Annotated in this window: 21 protein-coding genes; 6 read left to right on the top strand and 15 right to left on the bottom strand. The window is 53.6% G+C overall.

Annotated features, from left to right (window positions below; translation table 11 throughout):
* Positions 1-208 precede the first annotated feature (208 nt).
* From glpX to A8F97_RS17555, 3 genes are all read right to left on the bottom strand, one after another.
* Positions 209-1,219, bottom strand: a complete 1,011-nt coding sequence (gene glpX / locus A8F97_RS17565) for a class II fructose-bisphosphatase (RefSeq protein ID WP_033072336.1) — start codon at positions 1,217-1,219, stop codon at positions 209-211.
* Between the two features lie 124 nt (positions 1,220-1,343).
* A complete protein-coding gene (gene glpK, locus A8F97_RS17560; RefSeq protein ID WP_012822006.1) occupies positions 1,344-2,855 on the bottom strand; it encodes a glycerol kinase GlpK in 1,512 nt (503 codons plus the stop codon).
* Positions 2,856-2,908: 53 nt separating this feature from the next.
* Positions 2,909-3,748, bottom strand: coding sequence for an MIP/aquaporin family protein (locus A8F97_RS17555; protein WP_014698472.1), 840 nt, complete (start codon positions 3,746-3,748; stop codon positions 2,909-2,911).
* A 549-nt stretch (positions 3,749-4,297) separates the two neighbouring features.
* On the opposite strand from A8F97_RS17555, the gene zapB reads away from it, so the two are divergent.
* Entirely contained in the window at positions 4,298-4,537 is a 240-nt protein-coding gene (gene zapB, locus A8F97_RS17550; protein ID WP_005973326.1) for a septal ring assembly protein ZapB, read from the top strand.
* Between the two features lie 107 nt (positions 4,538-4,644).
* On the opposite strand, the gene rraA is transcribed toward zapB, so the two are convergent.
* The 7 genes from rraA to priA all read right to left on the bottom strand — a co-directional run bounded on the left by rraA (position 4,645) and on the right by priA (position 12,744).
* Complete coding sequence (gene rraA / locus A8F97_RS17545) at positions 4,645-5,130, bottom strand: ribonuclease E activity regulator RraA (protein WP_005973328.1); 486 nt, start codon at positions 5,128-5,130, stop codon at positions 4,645-4,647.
* Between the two features lie 119 nt (positions 5,131-5,249).
* Positions 5,250-6,167, bottom strand: coding sequence for a 1,4-dihydroxy-2-naphthoate polyprenyltransferase (locus A8F97_RS17540; RefSeq protein WP_012822008.1), 918 nt, complete (start codon positions 6,165-6,167; stop codon positions 5,250-5,252).
* Between the two features lie 145 nt (positions 6,168-6,312).
* A complete protein-coding gene (gene hslU, locus A8F97_RS17535; RefSeq protein WP_005973332.1) occupies positions 6,313-7,644 on the bottom strand; it encodes an HslU--HslV peptidase ATPase subunit in 1,332 nt (443 codons plus the stop codon).
* 9 nt (positions 7,645-7,653) lie between these two features.
* On the bottom strand, positions 7,654-8,184 hold the full coding sequence (gene hslV / locus A8F97_RS17530; RefSeq protein ID WP_005973334.1) for an ATP-dependent protease subunit HslV: 531 nt from the start codon (positions 8,182-8,184) through the stop codon (positions 7,654-7,656).
* 83 nt (positions 8,185-8,267) lie between these two features.
* Complete coding sequence (gene ftsN / locus A8F97_RS17525; RefSeq protein ID WP_025920379.1) at positions 8,268-9,143, bottom strand: cell division protein FtsN; 876 nt, start codon at positions 9,141-9,143, stop codon at positions 8,268-8,270.
* 88 nt (positions 9,144-9,231) lie between these two features.
* Positions 9,232-10,275, bottom strand: coding sequence for a DNA-binding transcriptional regulator CytR (gene cytR, locus A8F97_RS17520; RefSeq protein ID WP_012822011.1), 1,044 nt, complete (start codon positions 10,273-10,275; stop codon positions 9,232-9,234).
* Between the two features lie 270 nt (positions 10,276-10,545).
* A complete protein-coding gene (gene priA / locus A8F97_RS17515) occupies positions 10,546-12,744 on the bottom strand; it encodes a primosomal protein N' (protein WP_012822012.1) in 2,199 nt (732 codons plus the stop codon).
* Positions 12,745-13,035: 291 nt separating this feature from the next.
* On the opposite strand from priA, the gene rpmE reads away from it, so the two are divergent.
* Entirely contained in the window at positions 13,036-13,251 is a 216-nt protein-coding gene (rpmE, locus tag A8F97_RS17510) for a 50S ribosomal protein L31 (protein WP_005973342.1), read from the top strand.
* A 71-nt stretch (positions 13,252-13,322) separates the two neighbouring features.
* Here the strand turns inward: rpmE and A8F97_RS17505 are convergent, their stop codons facing one another.
* The 4 genes from A8F97_RS17505 to metJ all read right to left on the bottom strand — a co-directional run bounded on the left by A8F97_RS17505 (position 13,323) and on the right by metJ (position 16,636).
* Entirely contained in the window at positions 13,323-14,336 is a 1,014-nt protein-coding gene (locus tag A8F97_RS17505) for a FecCD family ABC transporter permease (protein WP_033072335.1), read from the bottom strand.
* Positions 14,333-15,295, bottom strand: a complete 963-nt coding sequence (locus A8F97_RS17500) for an ABC transporter substrate-binding protein (protein WP_033072334.1) — start codon at positions 15,293-15,295, stop codon at positions 14,333-14,335. Before A8F97_RS17500 ends, A8F97_RS17505 begins: the two co-directional genes overlap by 4 nt.
* Positions 15,296-15,304: 9 nt before the next feature.
* On the bottom strand, positions 15,305-16,102 hold the full coding sequence (locus A8F97_RS17495) for an ABC transporter ATP-binding protein (protein ID WP_012822015.1): 798 nt from the start codon (positions 16,100-16,102) through the stop codon (positions 15,305-15,307).
* A 216-nt stretch (positions 16,103-16,318) separates the two neighbouring features.
* Positions 16,319-16,636, bottom strand: coding sequence for a met regulon transcriptional regulator MetJ (metJ, locus tag A8F97_RS17490; RefSeq protein ID WP_005973355.1), 318 nt, complete (start codon positions 16,634-16,636; stop codon positions 16,319-16,321).
* Positions 16,637-16,822: 186 nt separating this feature from the next.
* Here metJ and metB point away from each other — a divergent pair, with 186 nt between their 5' ends.
* The 4 genes from metB (at position 16,823) to oxyR (ending at position 23,062) form a co-directional block, all read left to right on the top strand.
* The gene (metB, locus tag A8F97_RS17485; protein ID WP_014698476.1) at positions 16,823-17,983 is read left to right on the top strand and encodes a cystathionine gamma-synthase; all 1,161 of its coding nucleotides are present in this window, start codon (positions 16,823-16,825) and stop codon (positions 17,981-17,983) included.
* 2 nt (positions 17,984-17,985) lie between these two features.
* Entirely contained in the window at positions 17,986-20,421 is a 2,436-nt protein-coding gene (locus A8F97_RS17480; RefSeq protein ID WP_014698477.1) for a bifunctional aspartate kinase/homoserine dehydrogenase II, read from the top strand.
* Between the two features lie 347 nt (positions 20,422-20,768).
* Positions 20,769-21,665: a methylenetetrahydrofolate reductase gene (gene metF / locus A8F97_RS17475; RefSeq protein WP_012822018.1), complete on the top strand. Its 897-nt coding sequence runs from the start codon at positions 20,769-20,771 to the stop codon at positions 21,663-21,665.
* 488 nt (positions 21,666-22,153) lie between these two features.
* Entirely contained in the window at positions 22,154-23,062 is a 909-nt protein-coding gene (oxyR, locus tag A8F97_RS17470) for a DNA-binding transcriptional regulator OxyR (RefSeq protein ID WP_005973368.1), read from the top strand.
* Here the strand turns inward: oxyR and sthA are convergent.
* Positions 23,054-24,460 carry a Si-specific NAD(P)(+) transhydrogenase gene (gene sthA / locus A8F97_RS17465; RefSeq protein WP_033072333.1) on the bottom strand — a complete coding sequence of 469 codons (1,407 nt, stop codon included), beginning with the start codon at positions 24,458-24,460 and terminating at the stop codon, positions 23,054-23,056. The two genes, oxyR and sthA, sit on opposite strands and share 9 nt — an antisense overlap.
* Positions 24,461-24,592 lie beyond the last annotated feature (132 nt).

Here is a 24,592-nt window from a genome sequence, read left to right as displayed (position 1 = left end):
GCGGCGTTCAAATTGGCTAAGCCAATTTGTTCTTACTCACCCCAGTCACTTACTTGAGTAAGCTCCTGGGGACTCGCGCGATTGCCGCCTGCCTGCAACTCGAATTATCTAGGGTATCGACGCCACTATTCGTGCATGTAAGTTGTGTGTCTACGATACGCCATTTATTAACAACTGTGAAACAATCAGTCAGCCGGATAGTGGCCTGCTACAGCAGGAATTCGTGCAGCTTGCGATCTTTACGATCCAGATAGTGCGTCGATTTAATCCGGCGGATCGTGCGGGATTTGCCGCGGATCAGCAGCGTTTCTGTGGTTGCCATGTTGCCTTTACGTGCGATCCCTTCCAGCAAGTCACCTTTGGTGATGCCCGTTGCGGAGAAAATCACGTTGTCGTTGCGTGCCATGTCGTCGAGTTTGAGAACACCACCCGCTTCGATGCCCATTTGCCGACAGCGTGCCAGTTCGTCTTCACCGATGCGACGGTTTTCAGCGCTATCGCCTTTGACTTCATGACGTGCCAGCAAACGTCCTTGCATGTCGCCGTCGAGCGCACGGATAACCGCTGCTGAAATCACGCCTTCTGGCGCACCGCCAATGCCGTACAGTACGTCAACTTCGCTGTCCGGCATGCAGGTGAGAATGGATGCGGCGACGTCGCCGTCTGGAATGGCGAACACTTTGACGCCCAACAACTGCATTTCTGCGATGCAGGCATCATGGCGCGGTTTAGCCAATGTAGTTACGGTTAACTGGCTGAGCGGTTTACCCAGCTTCAGCGCGATATTGCGCAAGTTGTCCGCCAGCGGCAGGTTGAGGTCAATCGACCCTTTGGCTTCGGGCCCGACGATCAGCTTTTCCATGTACATGTCTGGCGCGTGCAGAAACGCGCCTTTTTCGCCGACGGCCAATACGGCCAGTGCATTCGCCTGACCCATTGCCGTCATTCGTGTGCCTTCAATCGGATCGACAGCGATATCAACGGCATCGCCCTGACCAGTACCAACCTGTTCGCCGATGAACAGCATAGGCGCTTCGTCGATTTCCCCTTCGCCGATGACAATCTGACCGTTGATATTGACCTGATTCAGCATGATGCGCATCGCCTGTACGGCGGCATTGTCGGCGGCATTCTTGTCGCCACGACCTAACCACTTATAGCCTGCCAGCGCGGCTGCTTCGGTGACGCGCGAGAACTCGATGGCTAATTCACGTTTCATAAATACCTGTCTGTTGTCGATCGGGAAAGGAAGAGATGTGGATGGGGATTTTATCACAACGGGGAAGAGGGAGGCTGAATGATAGGGGAAAAAACGGGCGCGGCAGGCGCGCCCGATATGGGGATTAAGCGTCGTGATCTTCCCAGTTACGAGCGCGGGCAACGGCTTTCTGCCAGCCGCTGTAGCGCACGTTACGCTCCACCGTTTCGATGCTAGGGCGGAATTCTCGCTCAATAGTCGCTTTGCTCTTCACTTCATCCAGATCGTTCCAGAACCCCGTGGCAAGGCCAGCCAGGAAAGCGGCACCCAGCGCGGTGGATTCACGTACTTCAGGACGTTCCACGAGCGTGCCGAGGATATCGGATTGGAACTGCATCAGGAAGTTGTTGGCGACGGCACCACCGTCAACACGCAGTGATTTCAGACGCGTACCTGCATCTGCCTGCATCGCATCCAGCACGTCACGCGTTTGGAAGGCGATGGATTCCAGCGTTGCGCGGATGATGTGGTTAGCGTTCACGCCACGAGTCAGGCCGAAGATCGCGCCACGGGCATACGGGTCCCAGTAGGGAGCGCCCAAACCGGTGAAAGCGGGTACGACATAGACGCCGTTGGTGTCCTTCACTTTCGTTGCGAAGTACTCGGAATCCATGGAGTCGCCGATCAGTTTCAGCTCGTCACGCAGCCACTGGATAGAAGCTCCGCCAACGAACACGGAGCCTTCCAGCGCGTAGTTCACTTCGCCGCGTGGGCCGCAGGCGATGGTGGTCAGCAAACCGTGTTTGGACTGCACGGCTTCTTTACCCGTATTCATCAGCAAGAAACAGCCTGTGCCGTAGGTATTTTTCGCCTGCCCAGGGTTGACGCAAAGCTGGCCGTATAGCGCCGCCTGCTGGTCACCTGCGATACCGGCGATAGGAATACGTGTGCCGCCTTTACCGCCGATGTTAGTCTGACCGTAGACTTCTGAAGAAGCACGCACTTCTGGCAGCATTTCACGCGGAATATCCAGCGCTTCCAGCATGCGGGTATCCCATTCCAGCGTATGAATGTTAAACAGCATGGTGCGGGAGGCGTTAGTGTAATCCGTCACGTGAACACGCCCTTGCGTCATTTTCCAAATCAGCCAGGTATCAATCGTACCAAACAGCAGTTCGCCGCGTTTAGCGCGTTCACGGGAGCCTTCAACGTGATCCAGAATCCATTTCACCTTGGTGCCAGAGAAGTAGGGATCGACCACCAGTCCGGTGGTGGTGCGTACATACTCTTCCATACCGTCTTTTTTCAGCTTCTCGCAAATTTCAGCGGTACGGCGACATTGCCAGACGATAGCGTTATAAATCGGTTTTCCGCTCTCTTTTTCCCATACCACCGTGGTTTCACGCTGGTTGGTGATACCAATACCCGCGACTTCATCTGCGCTGATATCGGCCTTGGCCAACACTTCGACCAGCGTCGAGCTTTGTGTCGCCCAAATTTCCATTGGGTCGTGCTCTACCCAGCCGGCTTTTGGATAGATCTGGGTGAATTCACGCTGTGAAACGCTAATGATATTGGCGTCGTGATCCAGTACGACAGCGCGGGAGCTGGTTGTGCCCTGATCGATAGCAACAATGTATTTTTTTTCCGGGTTCATAAATCCAATCCTGTAATGATTAACCGTGAAATAGGATGGTCGTGGCGTTAAGTTTAACGGCTTTCACGACGCGTGGTAGCTTCTGCCTCGGGTTCACACACATCGCATGGCAGATTACGGCCAATCAGTGCGCGATAACCGAAGGCACCCAGACAGGCACCGATGATGGGGCCAAAGATAGGAACCAGGAAGTAAGGGATTTCGCGTGCGCCAGTAAAGGCAACGTCGCCCCAGCCCGCGAGGAACGCGAACAGTTTAGGACCAAAGTCACGCGCCGGATTGAGGGCGAAGCCGGTCAGCGGCCCCATAGAAGCACCGATGACCGCAATCAGAATACCGATCAGCAGAGGAGCGAGCGGCCCGCGTGGGATGCCGTTACCATCGTCGGTCAGCGCCAGAATCAGGCACATCAGAATCGCGGTGATGACGGTCTCAACCAGCAGCGCCTGCATCACGGAAATGTGTGGGTTCGGGTAGGTTGAGAAAATGCCTGCTAAATTCAGGCTTTCTGTGCTGCCGCGTACCATATTGTTGGCTTGTTCAAAATCTACGAACAAATTGTAATACAGACCGTAGACCAGTGCGGCGGCACAAAATGCCCCTGCAATCTGCGCCACAATGTAAGGCACAACCTTGCGTCCATCGAAGCAGGCAAACAGCCACAAGGCGATAGTGACGGCCGGGTTGAGGTGAGCGCCGGAAATGGCGGCGGTCAGGTAGATTGCCATCGCAACCCCCAGGCCCCAAATAATGCTGATCTCCCACTGTCCGAAGCTGGCTCCCGCCAGTTTTAACGCGGCGACGCAGCCGACACCGAAGAAAATCAGCAGGCCAGTGCCGAGAAATTCGGCGATACACTGGCCTTTTAGCGTTGAACGTTCTGCTTGGCTCATATTTTTTTCCTGCTGGGTAACGTACAGAGTGGTAGGTCTAAGGATACCGTTGGTGGCATCCCCTGTTTTAAATGTATTTATGATGTGAATTTATCGTTAATGCGCGAAAACGAGAAATATCGAAATTAAAATGTGTGTTGTGTGTCAAAAAAATGAGCGTATTCGCTTATAAAATGACTCGCAGTGGTTTTTCATACACGGCTCGTGTTAACGCATCGGTTAAATTTATTAACACAATAGGAGTAATGGAGAAGCGAATGGGGTAGTTTTTAGTTTGAGCCGCTCGTTTTTCAGTTTGTGCTGCCTGTTTTTCAGTTTGTACTGATAGTGTTAAGTAAGAAAAGCTGCCACACTCGCGTAGTGGGGGATGTACGCTAGACAGGGCGCCATTGGCTACATACAATTTCGCTATGGTCTGTCTTGCCAGCCGTCCCGCGGTCAGGATTATGTTTGTGGGCGGATGACGCGACACCGTGAGTGTTGGTTACAGAGTCCGAAAGCCAGCGTTAACCGATCTTTGCCTTGTTGCGATTAAAAGGGGTTTGAAGAATGTCATTTGAAGTGTTTGAAAAGCTGGAAGCGAAAGTTCAGCAGGCGATTGATACCATCACGCTGTTGCAAATGGAAATTGAAGAGCTGAAAGAACAAAACAACACACTGTCGCAGGATGTTCAGGCGGCAGCGGGTTCACGTGAAGCGCTGGTGCGCGAGAACGAACAGTTGAAAGAAGAACAAGTAGTATGGCAAGAGCGCCTGCGCGCGCTGTTAGGCAAAATGGAAGAAGTCTAATCAAGCCTGCTGGCTCAGACGATGGGATTGAGCCAAATAAAAAAGGGCGTATATCGCCCTTTTTTGTGGTGATGTTACCGCAACGAACACGCGGAAACTCAACGATATTATTCAATATCCAGCGGGTCTTCCGACAGAATAATGCCTGTATTATCGGCATACAGATGGTCGCCGGAGAAGAAGGTTACGCCGCCGAAGTTGACGCGGATATCGCTTTCGCCAATGCCTTCGCTACCTGCACCGACCGGAATGGCTGCCATCGCCTGAATACCGATATCCAGTTCTGCTAAATCGTCAACCTGACGCACTGCGCCATAAACGACAATGCCTTCCCACTCGTTTTGCGTCGCCAACCGGGCGATTTCCGCGTTGATCAACGCGCGGCGCACTGAGCCCCCACCATCGATCAGAAGCACGCGCCCAAGGCCGTTTTCTTCAAGGAGATCGAAAAGCAGGCCGTTATCCTCAAAACATTTCACCGTGGTGATTTTGCCACCAAATGAAGTACGCCCGCCAAAGTTGGAGAACAGAGGCTCAACAACATTCACCTCTTCGTGGTAGATATCGCACAGCTCAGAAGTATCGTATTTCATAGGATTAACGTCAGGTTGCCGCCGGGATCATGAGTATATCCCTTTCTGACGGCTGTTGGCAAAATCATCAAATGTTAACTTGATGCGCATCAGTAAATGCGCATCGTTTTCGTCCATGCTTAGCTCAGTATCACACCTACGGCGAACAGAATGTTGGTCAGCAGCGCGCCTTTTACCGTTTTTTCCAACATCGGACGCATGCTGAATGCGCTGGTTTCACGTAGTACATAGCGCGCCTGCTTAATCAGCAGCGGGAGTGCCAGAATAAACAGCCAGCCAGCCAGACTGTGCAGATAAAATGCCGCGAACAGGCCAAGACAAACTGGTGCCAGTAGCAGCAGCATCGTGTGGTAGAAGCGCGCTTTTTCCGCCCCGAGACGCACCGCCAGCGTATTTTTTCCGCTAATGCGATCGTTGTCGATATCGCGCAGATTGTTGATATTCAGTACCGCTGTCGCCAGCAGGCCGCAGGCCGTTGCCGGCAGCATCACGACGCTGTCGAAGTGGCCAGTTTGCAGATAATACGACCCTGCTACGCTGAGCCAGCCGAAAAAGATTAGCACTGAGATATCGCCAAGCCCGATATAGCCATAGGGTTTGTTGCCGACGGTATAGGTGATCGCGGCGAAAATCGCTAACAGCCCCAGAATCAGGAAGCCAAAGATATCCGCTGGTTTTTCACATGCCAGGATCACCAGACTCACGCCGGAAATGATCGTGAGGGCCACGGTCACGATGAGCGCATTGCGAAGTTGCGACAGTGTAATGACACCAGTCTGGATACCGCGCAACGGCCCGATGCGTTCCTCGGTATCGCTGCCTTTTATCGCATCCCCATAGTCGTTCGCCAGATTGGAGAGGATTTGCAGCAGCCCGGCGGTTATCAACGCCAGTAATGCTACGCCCGGTTTAAAGTTGCTGTGCCAACTCGCAATTGCCGAGCCGGTGACGATAGATGCAAAAGCTAATGGCAACGTTTTTGGACGCAGACTATCCAGCCAGGCTTTGGTTTTGCTGTTATGGGTCGATAAGGTCATGGTGTGCTTCAATTTTTATTGACGATCCAATTGTGTGAATCATCCGTTTATAAACAAAAAAAGTCAGTGATGGCGGCGTCAGAAACAAAAGTGGGAGGCCAACGCCTCCCACTTTATCGTTAATCGTGCGATCCGCGAAAACGGATTATAAGATAAATCGACTCAGATCTTCATCTGCTACTAATTCATCGAGATGATTACGTACATAATCTGCGTCAATGGTAACGCTTTGACCGTTCATTTCGCTGGCGTCGTAAGAAACATCTTCGATCAGACGCTCCATTACGGTATGCAGACGGCGCGCGCCAATATTTTCGGTGCTTTCGTTTACCTGCCAAGCCGCTTCGGCAATGCGGCGGATACCATCGGCGGTGAACGAAATATCCACGCCTTCCGTCGCCATCAGCGCTTTGTACTGTTCAGTCAGCGAGGCGCTCGGTTCTGTCAGAATACGCTCGAAGTCTTCCGTCGTCAGCGCCTGTAATTCTACACGAATCGGCAGACGACCCTGCAACTCTGGAATCAGATCGGACGGGCTGGCAACCTGGAATGCCCCGGATGCGATAAACAGGATATGGTCGGTTTTGACCATACCGTGCTTGGTCGATACGGTGCAGCCTTCAACCAGCGGCAGCAGGTCGCGCTGAACGCCTTCACGAGAAACATCCGGGCCGGAACTTTCGCCACGCTTACAGATTTTGTCGATTTCGTCGATGAACACGATACCGTGCTGCTCAACGGCTTCAATCGCCTGTTGTTTCAGCTCTTCTGGGTTCACCAGCTTAGCCGCTTCTTCTTCTATCAGCAGCTTGAAAGCATCTTTAATTTTGACCTTACGCGCTTTCTGCTTCTGTCCTGCCAGATTCTGGAACATGGACTGTAGCTGGTTGGTCATTTCTTCCATGCCCGGTGGGGCCATGATCTCTACGCCAACCGGGGCAGCAGCCAGATCGATTTCGATCTCTTTGTCGTCCAACTGGCCTTCACGCAGTTTCTTGCGGAATGCCTGACGCGTTGCTGAGGGCTCCTGAGTACCTTCTGCCTGCCCCCAGTTGTTTTTCGCCGGAGGGATCAGCACGTCCAGAATGCGGTCTTCTGCCAGTTCTTCCGCACGGAAACGGTTTTTTTCGATGGACTGGTGGCGCACCATTTTGATCGCGGAATCCGTCAGATCGCGGATGATGGAATCGACTTCCTTACCCACGTAGCCAACTTCGGTGAATTTGGTCGCTTCCACTTTGATGAACGGCGCATTGGCAAGCTTCGCCAGACGGCGAGCGATTTCGGTTTTACCTACGCCGGTCGGGCCAATCATCAGAATATTTTTCGGCGTCACTTCATGGCGGAGTGCTTCGTCTAACTGCATACGACGCCAGCGGTTACGCAGCGCGATGGAAACGGCGCGTTTGGCTTTATTCTGGCCGATGATATAGCTGTCGAGTTCGCTGACTATCTCGCGCGGGGTCATTTCAGACATAGTTGATCCTTACGCCTTGGAGGCTAATTCTTCTATCGTGTGGAACTGGTTGGTGTAGATACAGATGTCGCCAGCAATCCCCAGAGATTTCTCGACGATATCGCGGGCACCCAGTTCGGTATTTTCCAGTAAGGCGCGTGCTGCGGCTTGCGCATAAGGACCGCCGGAACCAATGGCGATCAGATCGTTTTCAGGCTGTACGACATCGCCATTACCGGTAATGATCAGTGAGGCATTTTCGTCTGCGACGGCCAGCAGGGCTTCCAGCTTGCGTAGCATACGGTCAGTACGCCAGTCTTTTGCCAACTCGACAGCGGCTTTCACCAGATGGCCCTGATGTAATTCCAGCTTGCGCTCAAAAAGCTCAAAAAGGGTGAAGGCATCTGCCGTGCCACCTGCGAAACCAGCGATGACGCGGTCATGATAGAGACGACGTACTTTACGCACGTTGCCTTTCATCACGGTGTTGCCCAGAGTCGCCTGTCCATCTCCGCCAATGACCACTTGGCCATTGCGGCGTACGCTTACAATTGTTGTCACGAGTCAGTCCCCGTTTGAAGGAAAAGGCCCCGAACTCATGCGGGGCAGATTGATGTTATAGATGGGGGAAGGCGTGGGGGTTTTCAACCCCCACTGGCAAGAGGAATACAGTTTGATGCGCCCGCGCCTTTAAGACGTTGGAGCATGCTGTCTGCGGCAGCCCGGTTGTTATAAGGCCCAAGCACAATACGGTTCCAGCCGCCGTTAGACGTGATGCGGCTTTCGATACCTGCAAACGCCAACTGTGCTCGCACGGATTCGGCAGGATCCATCGTTTTGAAGGAGCCGCACTGAATAGCCCAGCGTTGGGTTTTTTCGACTTTTGGCGCTTCAGGCTGTTTGACCGGCTGCTGCTTCGGCGCTTCCTGTTTTGCTGTTTCTTGTCTTGGTGCTTCTTGTCTTGGAACAACAGGTGTCGTTTGGGTGACGACAGGTGCACGCGTTGCTGGCTGGGTTGTTACAACAGGTGGTTGCTGCATCGATTGCGTCGGTGGCTTAATCGTCACCTGCGAGCGCGGAACCTGCGTCTGGTCGTTATATGGCACTTCGGAAAGCTGCGTGGGCTGACGACGCATATCAGACTGCATTTGTTCTAACAGTTGGCGCTGTTCATTCGTCAACTGCACGGGTGACTGGATCTCGCCGCCTGCAGAAGGCTCCGTTGGCGTCGTAACGCCCAACTGACGATTTTCCAGCTCTTTAATATAGCGCCAACGTTCTTCCGGTTTGGGTGGCAGCCCGTTACCTTTGCCCGCGTTCTGATGCGGCAGGACGGGGGACTCGTCTGGTTTATTATGGGCGATAAAGTACAAACCGCCCGCGAAGGTGACCAAAACGGCAACTGCGAGCGCGACCATGATTTTGGATGCACCTGAAGTGTTGCCTTTTTTTCGGCTATTTGTCGTTTTCCGACGCGTTCCTGATGAACGCCCCCGGCTCACGTAGTCTCTTTGTGCCACTGTCGTTTCGCTGTGAATTGATAGGTAAATAACATAATTAGGGGGTCATGTTACTGAACACTCAAATATTTGACCAGCACCTGAAGTCTTAAAGCCTGTTACGGGCGTAATTCGGTGCGGCGACACTATCGCGTATGACCAGTTCGCTGGACAACAGGCGAGAGCCGCTTTGTACCGTATTACCTTGCAACTGCTCTAAGAGTAGCAGCATTGCCTCGCGTCCGATCTGATAACGTGGTTGAGCGACAGAAGTGAGGGAAGGCCAGCAGTACTGCGCCTGTTCGATATCGTCGAAGCCAATAACGGAGAGATCGCGCGGGATGTCCAGCCCCATTTTTCTGGCCTGCGCCAGCACGCCCAGCGCCATGAGATCGCTATGACAGAAGATGGCGCTGGGCGGTTGCGGATGCTGCATCAGCGCAACCAGGCCGTTGATCCCCGTTTCATAGGTGAAATCACCCTGAAAGATGTATTGGTTATCGATAAGAATGCCATTACGGCGCAGAGCCTGAATGTACCCCTGCAAGCGATATTGGCTCAGATGCATGTGCTCCGGGCCGGCAATGCAGGCGATGCGCTGGTGGCCTGCCTGATGCAGATAATGTACGGCTTCAAAGGCGGCGGTCAGGTTATCGATATGCACGGTTGGCAATGCCAGGTCCGGTGAGAACTCATTCGCCATCACCATCGGTGGCAGATTACGCTGCTCTTCCTGGCCTGCGTCAAATGGCAGATTGGAGCCGAGCAACACCATGCCGTCGATCTGTTTGGTAATAATCAGATCGACGAAGGTTTTTTCCCTTTGATGTTGGTGAGCGCAATCGCCAATCAACACCAGATAACCGTGTTCGGCAGCCGTTTCCTCTATCCCACGAAATATTTCGGAGAAATAGGGATCGCAGATGTCTGGCACGATCGTCAGGATCGTGCGTGATTCATTACGCTTGAGGTTTCGGTTGAGTGCGTGAGGCGAATAGCCAACGGCGATGACAGCCTGCTCGACCTTCCTGCGGGTGGTCGCAGAGACTTTATCTGGGTTCATTAACGTTCGGGATACGGTGGCGGTGGAAACGCCGGCCTCATCCGCCACGTCTTTCATCGTCGCCGTGGTAACGACTTTCTTCTGCTTCAACGCTTTTCTCCTTGCGTCAGCGTTAACTGGCGCTGACTGCCAGCAGAACATTCCTGTCTGCTGACGCTCTATGATTACGGGTAACGCTGTTCGGCACGTATGCTAAGGGAATGGTGCTGCGCCTCAGCATACCGCCTGCGCAGACAGTGATAACAGATTGAACGCAGGTTTTGTTGCTTAATTTGCACAGAAAGTGTGATGAATATCGTGTTCTCGACGCTGCTCGCAAAAATGCGGGGCGAGAAACCCGGCATTGTTTAATAGGAAACGCTAACCGTCCGTGGGGTCAACATCCAGCACCCATTTCACCTTACGTGCCTGCGGTAGTGTGCCGATTAGCGCCAACGATGTTCTGACCAGTTTCTGTAGCAATGCTCTGGAAGGGTGCTGTAGCAGGAGCTGCCAGCGGAAGCGCCCTGCACGTTTTGGCTGTAAAGCAGGCACCGGGCCCAGCAGCCAGAGTGATTCATCCCGTAGGGGACTGGCTTCCAGTAAATTGCGCAATTGCTGGAGGAATAAGGCGGCCTGCTGATTATCGTGATCGTCAGCACGGAAGAGGATATGGCTGGTAAACGGCGGCAGAAAAACACTTTTTCGTTCGGTAAGTGCCTGACTGGCAAAGGCGTCGTAGCCCTGATGCAGCAGCGTTTGCAATAGTGGATGGTCTGGGTGGTGAGTTTGCAGCGCCACCTCGCCAGCCTTGCCTGCACGCCCTGCGCGACCCGCCACCTGAGTGTAGAGCTGGGCGAAACGTTCGGCTGCGCGGAAGTCGGCGGAGAACAGTGACCCGTCGACGTCCAGTAAGGCCACCAGCGTTACGTCAGGGAAATGATGCCCTTTCGCCAACATTTGTGTACCGATAAGAAGACGCGCACCTCCCTGCCTGACCTGTGAGAGCTGCTGCTCAAGCGCGCCTTTACGGCTGGTGGTATCACGGTCGATGCGGGTGATCGGAACATCTGGAAAGATCGGGGCAAGGCTTTGCTCCAACTGCTCGGTGCCCAGACCGACGGGCACCATATTGGTCGAGCCGCAGCCGGGGCACTGTTGTGGTACCGGACGCTGGCTGTCGCAGTGGTGGCAGCGCAACATCTTTTGGTGCTGGTGGTAGGTATAATAGTGATCGCAGCGCTGACATTCGGCAATCCAGCCGCACTCATGGCACATGACTACGGGGGCGAATCCGCGCCGATTGAGGAACAAAATAACCTGATTATCGTTCGTTAGATGGTGACGGATACGGGTAATCAGCGGCTGGGATAATCCTGCTGTCAGCGGCAGGCTTTTCAGATCGATAACGTGCTGTTTGGCCAGTGCGGCGTTGCCCGCTCTTTTGGTCAGGTTTAATCGACGGTACTTGCCGTTTTGGACGTTATGGAGTGTTTCCAGGGCGGGCGTCGCCGTTCCCATCACGATCGGAATATCTTCCTCTCTGGCGCGGAAGACGGCCAAATCACGGGCGTGATAGCGCCAACCTTCTTGCTGTTTATAGGAGCTGTCGTGTTCTTCATCGATCACAATCAGCCCCAAACGTGCAAAGGGGGTAAATAGTGCCGAGCGCGTCCCGATGACGATCGCCGCTTCGCCACTGCGGGCGCGCAGCCAAACAGCAAGGCGTTCACTGTCGTTGAGTGCCGAGTGCAGCACATCCACCGGGGCGTTAAAACGTTCGCGGAAGCGGGCGATGGTCTGTGGTGTCAGGCCAATTTCCGGCACTAAGACCAACGCCTGTTTACCCTGTGCAAGCACGTTTTCCAACACGCTGAGATAGACTTCGGTTTTACCTGAGCCAGTGATGCCTGCGAGCAACCAGGCGGCAAAGTGGTTATCTTCGCTGCGGATAGCGCCGACGGCGGTGGCCTGTTCCGTATTCAGGCGCAGGCGCTCGGTGGCCATGCTAAAGCTTTGACGCCAGTCGTGAGGGGTTTGCTCTGCGGCTGTTAACTCGCACAACCCTTTGCTACGCAGCGCCTGTAACGCTGTCTCTGTCAACCCGATTTCGCTCACCTGATGGCGATAAACTGGCGACTGAAGTAAAGCCGCCAGCGCCTGCTGCTGCTTAGCGGCGCGTTTGAGCGTGCTGAGCGGTGTCGCCCGGCCTTGTTCGGTGGCAAACCATTGCCAGAGCGGTGCGCGGTGTGCGGGTTTCCCCTGACGTAGCAAGATCGGCAACGCATGGAACAGCACTTCGCCAATCGGGTAGTGATAGTACTCGACGGCCCACAGCAAAATACGCCACAGGCTGGGGGGAAACAGCGGCTGTTCGTCCAGCACGTCATGCACGGGTTTCAATTGTTCAAGTGGAAGTGCACTGGTGTCGCTTAGTGCGGTAATGATACCGATAGCTTTACGGTTGCCAAAAGAGACGCTGACGCGAGTGCCGACTTGTGGAGTCATTCCTCCTGTGGGTAGCAAATAATCGAATGTACGTGCCAGCGGCACGGGCAAAGCGACCTGAGCGACAGACATAACTTCTCCGTGGTAGTCGACGTGATTTGCGTGGCGATCAATGACATAACTGAGCGGTCTATATCTTGTGCGACGCGGGGTGAAAATAATGCAAGGCGCTAGTGTACATGCTGCGAGGGATAATGTGTGGATACGATTGCATCGGGGTAGCGGATTCTGTATGATCCGCCGCCACTGTGTTGTTCGCGCAAATGACTGTGCCGTTCGCATAATGAACTTACTTACTCAACTTTCGTGTGGTGTCTGGCGGAACAGGGCTGGATAGCGACACGGCCTTAACAGAGGTTTCCCATGAAAAAAGGTATTCACCCGAATTATTCTGAAGTTACTGTAACTTGCTCTTGCGGTAACGTGATCAAAACCCAGTCTACCGTGGGTCGTGACCTGAACCTGGACGTCTGTGGCGAATGCCACCCGTTCTACACCGGTAAGCAACGTGATGTTGCAAGCGGTGGCCGTGTTGACCGCTTCAACAAGCGTTTCTCCGTACCAGGCGCTAAAAAATAAGTTTTACTGGCCAATTGGTACAGTAGCTTTCGACAAAGGCACCGACAGGTGCCTTTGTTGTCTCTGGCGTATTAGTATCCATGCTGACGTTTTACCAACAGCCCCAGAACGAAGATGCCGCCTAATCCTGCCGTAATAATCCCGATGGGTAATTCCTGCGGTGCGAGTAGCTGCCGACTGAGCCAATCGCCACCGCACAGCAGTATCGCACCGAGTACCGCGGTCAGCGGCAGAAGCCTCTTGTGCAATACGCCGCTCAGCGGGCGAGCCAGATGAGGGATCATCAGGCCGATGAAGCCGATCACGCCAGTCAGCGCGACCAGCAGTGAAGTGGCGAACGCACAACAGATGAAGATTTCCACCCGAACGCGAGACAGATTCACTCCCATTGAAGCCGCAGTTTGCCCGCCAGCCAACAGCGCATCGAGCGCTCGCCAGCGCAGGGCGGTGAGGCCAAATAGCAGCAGGATGCTGAACACCGCGAAAGGTAAGGTATCCCAACGGGCAAGACCCAGTCCGCCCAGTGACCAAAAAAGAATCGAGCTGGCAGCGCGTTGATCGCCGGAAAATACCAGATAGTTTGTCAATGCACCGAAGAGAAAAGAGATAGCTAATCCGCAGATGATCAAGCGTTCTGCACCGCGTGCCTGTTGCAGCAGAAACAGTACGGTTACGGCGACGGCCGATAAGAGTCCGCCACAGAAGGCCGCTACCGGCAGTGCCCAGTCACCGAGTTGTTCACCAAAACGAGTGATGACCGCTACGGCACCCGCTGAGGCTCCGGCAGACAGGCCGAACAGAAAAGGGTCAGCCAGATCGTTGCGAGTTGCCGTTTGCAAAAAGGCACCGACCATCGCTAAACCTGCACCGCACAACGCTGCCAGCAGGCTGCGGGGGATGCGTAGTTCCAGAATAATGCGTGAGGTCATCGGCGAGACGTCTGCTGACGATAACCCCAATACGCTGGCGACCTGCGTAAGAGGGATCGTCGTGCTGCCTGTGGCAATATTTACCAGCATCAGCCCAACCAGTATCAGCAGCGCAATAATGAAGGTCGCAACATAGCGTGAAGACGTTGGGCTCACTTAACGGCATCCGGGTAAAGGGCGTGTGCCAGTTTATCAATGGCCGTGATGTTGGCAGGCCCCGGTGTGAGCTCTGCATATTGCAGCTTCAGATAACGATGCTGCTGTACGGCTGGGGTGAATTTCATCAGCGGGTGTGATTCCAAAAATTCCCTTAACGCTTCTGCGCCATTGCCCGTTTGATAATCCAGCAAAATGATAAAGTCCGGTTCGCGTGCCGCCACGCTTTCCCACGATGTGGAGGCCCAGCTCGTTGCCATATCGTCCATGACGTTCTTGCCGCCCGCGGCCTCAATGATGGCTGTTGGCATGGCGAATTTCCCGCTGGTAAAAGGCTTATCTTCGCCCGAGTCATACAGGAAAATCTTCTTCTTTGGCCGATTGCCGATACGGGTTTGAAGTTCGGCAAGGTGCTGTTTCCAGCCGTCGATCTGTTCCTGGGCCTGTTCCTGCTTACCGAAGATTTTTCCCAGTTTTAGCAGGTCGCCGTAGAGCAGATCCATGCTAGCTTGCGGACGCTGCTGTTGCCGCTCGGTGAACACACAGCTTTCGCTGAGTACCAGCGTTTGAATGCCATACTTTTTCAGCGATTGCGGTGTGACTTCTCCGCCGACTTTCATGCCGTAGTTCCACCCGGCAAAGAAGAAATCTGGGTGTACGGCCAGCAGGTTTTCCAACGTTGGGTATTTTGCTGCCAGTTCAGGGATCGTGCCCTGCTGTTTGATAAAATCTGGGGGCGCCTTATACCAGCCTGTGATCCCAGTTAGCCCAACGATATTTTTTTGTAAGCCCAGAGCAAACGCCATTTCTGTCATATTCAGGTCATGGATCACGGCGCGTTGCGGCGGCTGGGTAAAGGTTAGCGGTTGCCCACAACTGTCGACCGTGACCGGAAAACCCGAGGCATGCGCCCAGCATGACGTCAATGCCAGCAGTCCAGACAGAAGCGTTATTTTCATCAGGGTTCCTTAGTGCAGTTCAGGGGCTTCAAAGATGCGAATGGGTGAGCCGTTTAGCGGATGCGGCACCGTAAAGCTCTCCATCCCAAATACCGATTTCACACAATCAGGGTGCAGCGCATGCGTAGGCGTTCCCCAGCGGAGCAGCGTGCCCTGCTGCAAAACGGCAACGCGGTCGGCAAAGGGCGTAATCAGTGGCAGATCGTGCAGCACTGCCAGCGTTGAAATACCGCGTTTTCGCACCAGAGACAGTAGCTGTGCGCGTGCTAACGGATCGAGGTGGTTGGTCGGTTCATCCAGCAGCAGGAGCTGTGGCGTTTGCACAAAAGCGCGCGCCAGCGCGGCGCGCTGACGTTCTCCGCCAGAGAGCGTACCCAGCAGGCGGTGGCGCAGCGGTAATAATCCGGTATCGTCCAGCGCTTCTTCGATGAGTTGGCGATCGTGCGCTGGTGTGCTGAACCCATGGTGTGGAATGCGCCCTAAGGCGACGAATTCCGCCACCCGCAGGCGCAGGTCTGGGGCATCGTTTTGTGCCAAAATCGCGATACGCTTTGCCCGCTCATGGCGGCTGAGTGTATTCAGCGGTTGGCCGTTCAAATGGACATACCCTGCTGTTGCGTTAAGTTCGCTGGTCAGCACGCGTAACAGTGTGGATTTGCCGCTGCCGTTGGGGCCAACCAGTGCCAAACGTTCACCTGCGCGCATGGAAAGCGAAATATCACTGAGCCTCGGAGCCCGATTAGCGTCGGCAACGGAAACATGGTGAAGCTGTAGCAGTACGGGGCTGTTGGAGAGTGGCTCTGTCATGATGCGGCATATCATCGTTATAGGTTAATGTGATATGTTATAACATAACAAATTAAATGCAATCCCGATTCACAACAATGAGCGGAAAAGGCAACGGCTGAAAGAAGATAAGGTGGCGGGCGTGAAAGACGCGATGGGAGGAACGAGGGTTTTCTACATAGCAAAACCCCGCCGGGGAAGGCGGGGTTAGCGAGGAAATAGACAGCGCAAGCGCGATCAGTATTCCCACGTATCCGGGTCGATGCCCATTTCACGCATGATGATTTTCGCCGCTTCAGGAATTTCATCGCTGCGTTCTTTACGCAGATCTTCATCATTCGGTAACGGTTGGCCTGTGAACGCATGCAGAAATGCTTCGCACAACAGCTCGCTGTTGGTGGCATGGCGCAGGTTATTCACCTGGCGACGTGTACGTTCGTCGGTCAGTATCTTCAGTACTTTCAATGGGATAGATACTGTTATCTTCTTGACTTGCTCGCTTTTTTTACCGTGTTCAGCGTAAGGGCTGACATACTCGCCGTTCCACTCAGCCATGGGATACCTTAAAAATTAATCTAATGAAGACAGCATCTGTCATGAAATGCCACAATTCTAACGGTTATTATGCTTATGCTCAATCTATACGCAAAGAAGTTTAGATGTCTAGATGTGTTGACGTCCATTAAAACTGCGTTTACTCTTAAGTTCCTATTTTTCAGCCTCCAGCCAGGAAAAGAGCCGATGACGCGTAAACAGGCAACGATCGCAGTCCGCAGTGGGTTAAATAATGACGAGCAGTATGGCTGCGTTGTCCCCCCCATTCACCTTTCCAGCACGTATAACTTTACCGGATTCAACCAGCCACGCGCCCACGACTATTCGCGTCGCGGTAACCCCACGCGCGATGTGGTGCAGCGTGCGCTTGCCGAATTGGAAGGCGGTGCGGGTGCGGTAATGACGAGCAGCGGGATGTCGGCGATTATGTTGGTTTGCACGGTGTTCCTGCGCCCCGGCGATCTGCTGGTGGCTCCCCATGACTGCTACGGTGGCAGCTATCGTTTGTTTGACAGCCTGAGCAAGCGCGGCGCATTTCGCGTTAAATTTGTCGATCAAGGTGATACCGATGCACTCAATGCCGCATTGGCAGAAAAACCGAAGCTGGTGTTGGTGGAAAGCCCAAGCAATCCGCTGCTGCGTGTCGTGGATATTGCCGCGATTTGTCAGGCTGCACGGGAAGTGGGGGCGGTCAGCGTGGTGGATAATACTTTCCTGAGCCCGGCGTTGCAGAAACCGCTGGAACTGGGGGCTGATCTGGTGGTGCATTCGTGCACTAAATACCTGAATGGTCACTCTGATGTGGTCGCGGGCGCCGTGATCGCCAAAGATGCCGACACCATTACTGAACTGGCCTGGTGGGCGAACAATATCGGTGTAACGGGGGCGGCGTTCGATAGCTATTTGCTGCTCCGTGGCCTGCGTACCTTATCGCCGCGTATGGCGGCCGCGCAGCGTAATGCGCAACAGGTGGTTGAATTCTTACAGACGCAGCCGCTAGTGAAGGCGCTGTATCATCCTTCACTGCCGAACAATCCCGGCCATGATATTGCCCGTCGTCAACAATCTGGCTTTGGCGCTATGCTAAGTTTTGAGCTGGATGGAGATGAAGACACTCTGCGGCGTTTTCTGGCCTCGTTGGAGCTGTTTACGTTGGCGGAATCGCTGGGCGGAGTCGAGAGCCTTATCTCTCATGCGGCAACGATGACGCATGCGGGGATGGCACCAGAGGCGCGTGCCGCAGCGGGTATCTCTGAAACATTACTGCGTATTTCTACCGGTATTGAAGACGGCGATGATCTGGTTGCCGATCTGGATCGTGCGTTTCAAGCCGCAGCCAAGAGGTAAGAATGAGTGCATTAGGAGTAGCGCCATCGGTAACAGGCCGACAACTGCATAAGTTTGGCGGTAGCAGTCTGGCCGATGTGAAGTGTTACCTGCGTGTAGCCGGTATTATGGCGGAATATAGCCACCCCGGAGATTTGATGGTGGTGTCTGCCGCTGGCAGTACCACAAACCAACTGATTAGCTGGTTGAAACTGAGTCAGAGCGATCGCCTGTCGGCGCATCAGGTTCAGCAGGCATTACGCCGTTATCACAGCGAATTGATTGCCGGGCTTCTGCCTGCACAAGATGCAGAGGCGCTGACGGCCCAGTTTATTCGCGATCTGGAGCGTTTGGCTGCGCTGCTGGATGGCAAGATTACGGATGCCGTCTACGCCGAAGTGGTTGGGCACGGTGAAATCTGGTCGGCGCGTTTGATGTCCGCCGTGCTGAATCATCGAGATATGAATGCAGCCTGGCTGGATGCGCGTGATTTTCTCTGTGCGGAACGTGCTGCGCAGCCGCAGGTTGATGAGGGCCGTTCCTGGCCGCTGTTGCAGCAGTATCTGACGCAACATTCCGGGCAGCGTTTAGTGGTAACGGGTTTTATCTGTCGTAATGACGCGGGTGAAACGGTACTGCTGGGGCGCAACGGGAGTGATTACTCTGCGACGCAAATTGGTGCGCTGGCCGGTGTTGAGCGCGTGACCATCTGGAGCGACGTTGCTGGCGTTTATAGCGCTGACCCGCGCAAAGTGAAAGATGCCTGCCTGCTGCCACTGCTGCGGTTGGATGAAGCCAGCGAACTGGCACGCCTGGCAGCTCCAGTGCTGCATACGCGTACTTTGCAGCCCGTTTCTGGCAGCGATATCGATTTGCAACTGCGTTGCAGCTATCAGCCTGAACAGGGTTCGACGCGTATCGAACGCGTGCTGGCCTCGGGTACGGGTGCCAAAATTGTTACCAGCCATGATGATGTGTGCCTGATTGAAGTTCAGGTTCCTTCCGAACACAATTTCGTACTGCTGCAAAAAGAAGTCGCACAGCTTTTGAACCGTGCGCAACTGAAACCGTTGGCGATTGGCGTTCATCAGGATCGCAGCCTGCTGCAACTGTGTTACACCTCTGAAGTGGTGGAAAGTGCGTTGCAGTTGCTGACGCAGGCCGCGTTACCCGTTGAGCTCAGCGAGCGTGATGGGCTAGCGATGGTGGCGATGGTGGGGGCAGGGGTGGGTAAAAACCCGCTGCATAGCCACCGTTTCTATCAGCAGTTGAAAGATCAGCCGATTGAATTTGTCTGCCAGGCCGATGATGGCATCAGTCTGGTGGCTGTTCTGCGTGTTGGCCCTACGGAGCATGTGATTCGCGGCCTGCACCATTCGCTGTTCCGCGCGGAAAAGCGCATCGGTCTGGTGCTGTTCGGTAAGGGAAATATTGGTTCACGCTGGCTGGAACTGTTTGCGCGTGAGCAAAGTAACCTGTCTGCCCGCACGGGCTTTGAGTTTGTACTGGCTGGCGTGGTGGACAGTACGCGCAGTCTGCTTAATTATGATGGGTTGGATGCCAGCCGTGCGCTGGCCTTCTTCGAAAGTGAAGCACAAGAGCGGGATGGTGAAGATCTGTTCCTGTGGATGCGTGCACACCCCTTTGATGATTTGGTGGTGCTGGATGTTACCGCTAGCGAGTCGGTTGCCGATCTGTATCTGGATTTTGCCAGCTACGGTTTCCACGTCATCAGCGCCAACAAACTAGCGGGGGCATCCGGCGGCAATAATTATCGCCAGATCCGTGATGCGTTTGCCAAGACGGATCGCCACTGGTTGTATAACGCGACCGTCGGCGCAGGTTTACCGGTCAACTTTGCCGTGCGCGATTTGCGGGAAAGTGGTGACAGTATTCTGTCGATTAGCGGGATTTTTTCCGGCACGCTCTCCTGGCTGTTTTTGCAGTTTGATGGCACCGTGCCGTTCACCGAACTGGTTGATCAAGCGTGCCAGCAGGGGTTAACGGAGCCGGATCCGCGCGTTGACCTTTCCGGTCAAGACGTCATGCGCAAGCTGGTGATTCTGGCGCGTGAGGCGGGGTATGATATTGAACCTAGCCAGGTTCGGGTTGAGTCGCTGGTACCGCCGGGCTGTGAAGAGGGGTCTGTCGATTATTTCTTCGAGAACGGTGATTCGCTGAACGAACAGATGCTGCAACGTCTGGAAGCTGCACAGGAAATGGGCTTGGTTCTGCGTCATGTCGCACGCTTCGATAGCAACGGTAAAGCACGAGTTGGCGTTGAAGCCGTTCGTCCCGAGCATCCTCTGGCCTCGCTATTGCCGGGTGACAACGTGTTTGCGATTGAAAGCCGCTGGTATCGAGATAATCCGCTGGTTATCCGTGGGCCGGGTGCGGGGCGCGATGTCACTGCGGGGGCGCTTCAATCTGACCTAAGCCGTTTAGCGCAGTTGTTGTAATCGTAAAATCTGCTGTAATCGTCACATCATCGTTGACCGTCTCCGCGCATTAGGGAGATGGTCAACCGCAATACCTCTCTGAAATATCAAAAATCAGGATTCGTTTTATACCCGTTACGACAGATAACGGCAAAACCCACGATACCTCTGCCTCTGGGTTCGCGTATAAAAGTCACCACTCCGGATCCATCATGAATTTTTTTCATTTACCCTGAGTAATCATCACCTCCTGCCATGCTGAAAAGCGTTGACTCTTTAAGCGGATTCCGTCATTTTCTATATAGACGTCTAAACGTATAGACGTGTAGCGAATGATAATAACAGTCACGGTCAACGGGGTAGCAGGTATGAGCTTTTTTCACGCAAACCAGCGGGAAGCGCTGAATCAAAGTCTGGCGGAATTGCAGGGAAGAATTAATGTGTCATTCGAGTTTTTCCCGCCACGTACCAGCGATATGGAAGAAACCCTGTGGAACTCGATTGATCGACTGAGCAGCCTGAAGCCCAAGTTTGTTTCTGTGACCTACGGGGCGAATTCTGGCGAGCGTGACCGCACTCACAGCATTATCAAAACCATTAAAGAGCGTACCGGTTTGGAAGCTGCACCGCACCTGACCTGTATTGACGCTTCGCGTGAACAACTGCGAGAAATCGCTCAGGACTACTGGCAGAGCGGTATCCGCCATATTGTCGCGCTGCGCGGCGATTTGCCCCCAGAAGGCGGCAAACCGGAAATGTATGCGGCGGATCTGGTTTCCCTGCTGAAGGAGGTTGGCGATTTCGATATTTCGGTTGCTGCCTATCCTGAAGTGCATCCTGAAGCCAAAAGTGCGCAAGCTGACCTGATTAACCTGAAACACAAAATTGATGCGGGTGCGAATCGTGCGATCACACAGTTCTTTTTCGACGTAGAAAGCTATCTGCGGTTCCGTGACCGTTGCGTGGCAACGGGTATCGACGTAGAAATCGTACCGGGCATCTTGCCGGTATCAAACTTCAAGCAGTTGCAAAAATTTGCCACGATGACCAACGTGCGCGTGCCGAACTGGATGACAAGCGTGTTTGATGGTCTGGATAACGACCCGGAAACTCGCAAAATGGTCGGCGCCTCTATCGCGATGGACATGGTGAAAATCCTAAGCCGCGAAGGGGTAAAAGATTTCCACTTCTATACGTTAAACCGTGCAGAGTTGAGCTACGCCATTTGCCATACGCTGGGTGTTCGCCCTGAAGTCGCATGCTAAGGTAACGGGCAAGATTTCAGGAAGAAAGAAGGCTGTCACGCCGTTGCGGTAGGTGCAGGAATTGGAATACCTAAATCTACCGCTTGTGGGAGCCTGAAAAAGGAGGAGTCTCAGGGATGAGATTCCTATTCGTATGTTTCTACTGTAACGGACTGAATAATTTTTCTATTACCTCTTTGACTACTCTTAGCAAGCTCTTGCTAACCATTCTCCCCTGTTTCCTCTGTCGTTATTTCACGTTGTTCATCGATTGGCCTGCGTGCCGTATTCCTCAGACTCCACCATGCTTCTTTGTTTGACCGAAGAACACAAAATGCTGTCATCGTCAAATCACTTGAATACATTAGCCTGCTCGTTATAGCGTGACGGAGGTTGCAATAAGCAGGCACGCTTTTAGGGATATATTATTCATTTTGGATGTTGATAGGGAATATCGTTCGTTGGTATCCTATCTATCGCTGTTAGCTATCATGATAAGGAGAATTATAATGAACATTCGGGATTTAGAGTATCTTGTCGCGTTGGCAGAACATCGTCACTTTCGGCGTGCCGCAGATTCTTGCCATGTCAGTCAACCCACGCTCAGTGGACAGATTCGCAAGCTGGAAGATGAGTTAGGCGTGATGCTGTTGGAGCGGACCAGTCGCAAGGTCTTGTTTACGCAAGCTGGGTTGCTGTTGGTCGAGCAGGCACGCACGGTGTTACGTGAGGTTAAGGTATTAAAAGAGATGGCGAGCCAGCAAGGGGAAAGTATGTCGGGGCCGTTGCATATTGGCCTGATCCCTACTGTGGGGCCTTATCTGTTGCCGCAAATTATTCCGATGCTGCATCGCACATTCCCCAAACTCGAAATGTACTTGCACGAAGCGCAAACCCATCAACTGTTGGCCCAACTGGATAGCGGTAAGTTGGACTGCGCTATTCTGGCGATGGTGAAAGAGTCTGAAGCCTTTATTGAAGTTCCCCTTTTCGACGAACCGATGAAGCTGGCGATTTATCAGGATCACCCCTGGGCGAACCGCGAACGTGTGGCAATGTCCGATCTCGCGGGTGAAAAATTATTGATGCTGGAAGATGGCCACTGTCTGCGCGATCAGGCGATGGGCTTCTGTTTTCAGGCTGGAGCGGATGAAGATACGCATTTCCGGGCAACGAGTCTGGAGACATTGCGCAACATGGTCGCGGCCGGAAGCGGTATTACTCTACTGCCGTCGCTATCGGTTCCGCGTGAACGCGAACGCGATGGCGTCTGTTATTTGCCGTGTTATAAGCCGGAGCCTAAGCGCACTATCGCGCTGGTTTATCGCCCCGGTTCCCCGCTACGCGGACGCTACGAGCAGCTTGCTGATACCATCCGCGAGCACATGCAGGGCTATATGGAAAACCTGTCAAAATAAGCGATTAAGCCCGTTCAGAGCTGCCACGCGGTAGGCCTCTGCCATGGTTGGATAGTTGAAGGTGGTATTAACGAAATATTCGATAGTATTACCTTCACCTTTCTGTTCCATGATGGCCTGTCCGATGTGGATAATCTCAGCGGCGCGTTCACCAAAGCAGTGAATACCCAGAATCTGTTTGGTTTCACGGTGAAACAGAATCTTCAAACTCCCCACATTCATCCCAACAATCTGCGCCCGTGCCAGATGTTTGAACTGTGCCCTCCCGACTTCATAAGGCACTTTCATCGCGGTAAGTTCTTGCTCGGTTTTCCCCACAGAGCTGATTTCCGGGATGGTATAAATGCCGGTCGGAATATCTTCGATCAGATGCGCGCTGGCGTCGCCTTTAATGATTGCCTGCGCGGCGAGCCGACCCTGATCGTATGCCGCAGATGCCAGGCTGGGATAACCGATGACATCACCGATGGCATAAATATGTGCCAGCGCGGTCTGGTACATGCTGTTGACCTTGAGCTGGCCGCGACTGTCGGTGCTCAGGCCGATATTTTCCAGCCCCAGCGTTTCCGTGTTCCCCGTGCGTCCGTTGGCATAGAGCAGGCAGTCCGCCTTCATCTTTTTGCCTGATTTCAGGTTGACGATGACGCAGTCAGACAGCCCTTCAATACTTTCGAACTCTTCGTTGTGGCGGATAACCACGCCGTTGTTCCAGAAATGGTAGGACAGCGCATCCGACATTTCCTGATCGAGAAAGGCCAGTAGCCTATCGCGAGTATTGATTAAATCGACCTTAACGCTCAGGCCGCGAAAGATAGAGGCATATTCGCAGCCGATCACGCCTGCGCCGTAAATGATAACGTGCTGAGGCTCGTGATCGAGTTGCAGAATGGAGTCGCTGTCGTAAATGCGTGGGTGGTTGAAGTCGACTTCTGCAGGATGGTACGGACGTGAACCCGTCGCGATAATGATATGAGCAGCAGTTAGCGTTTCATGGGTATTGTCTGGGTAGTGAACGGCGATCGTATGGGCGTCGATGAAGCTGGCTTCACCGGAGAATAACTCGCACTGGTTACGCTCATAAAACCCTTGTCGCATACGGGTTTGCTGACCAATGACGCTGTCGGCATGGCGTAGGATGTCGGAAAATGAGGAGCGAATAATGCGGGAGTTGTCACTGTAGAGGGGGTTTTGATTGAACTCGATAATACGGCTGACGGCGTGGCGGAGGGCTTTGGAAGGAATCGTCCCCCAGTGGGTACAGCCGCCACCGACATTGTAGTGGCGTTCAATCACTGCAATTTTGGCTCCATGCTTGGCCAATCCCATTGCTGCACCTTCACCGCCGGGACCGGAACCAATAACGATGGCATCATAATCGAATTGATGTTCTAGAGTCATGGTAGGTTAAACCTGTTTTTATACAAATTAATAACGCGACTGTAACATTGTGCGATTGTAGCATCGACTGCGGCAGAACCCAATCATCCCTGCCTTTGCTATGGAAATAGATTCTCACATTCTTAATATGGC

It is taken from the genome of Pectobacterium parmentieri, assembly GCF_001742145.1.
GTDB lineage: Bacteria > Pseudomonadota > Gammaproteobacteria > Enterobacterales > Enterobacteriaceae > Pectobacterium > Pectobacterium parmentieri.
Note: the sequence above shows the minus strand (reverse complement) of the source record. Positions and strands in the feature narration are given on the sequence as shown.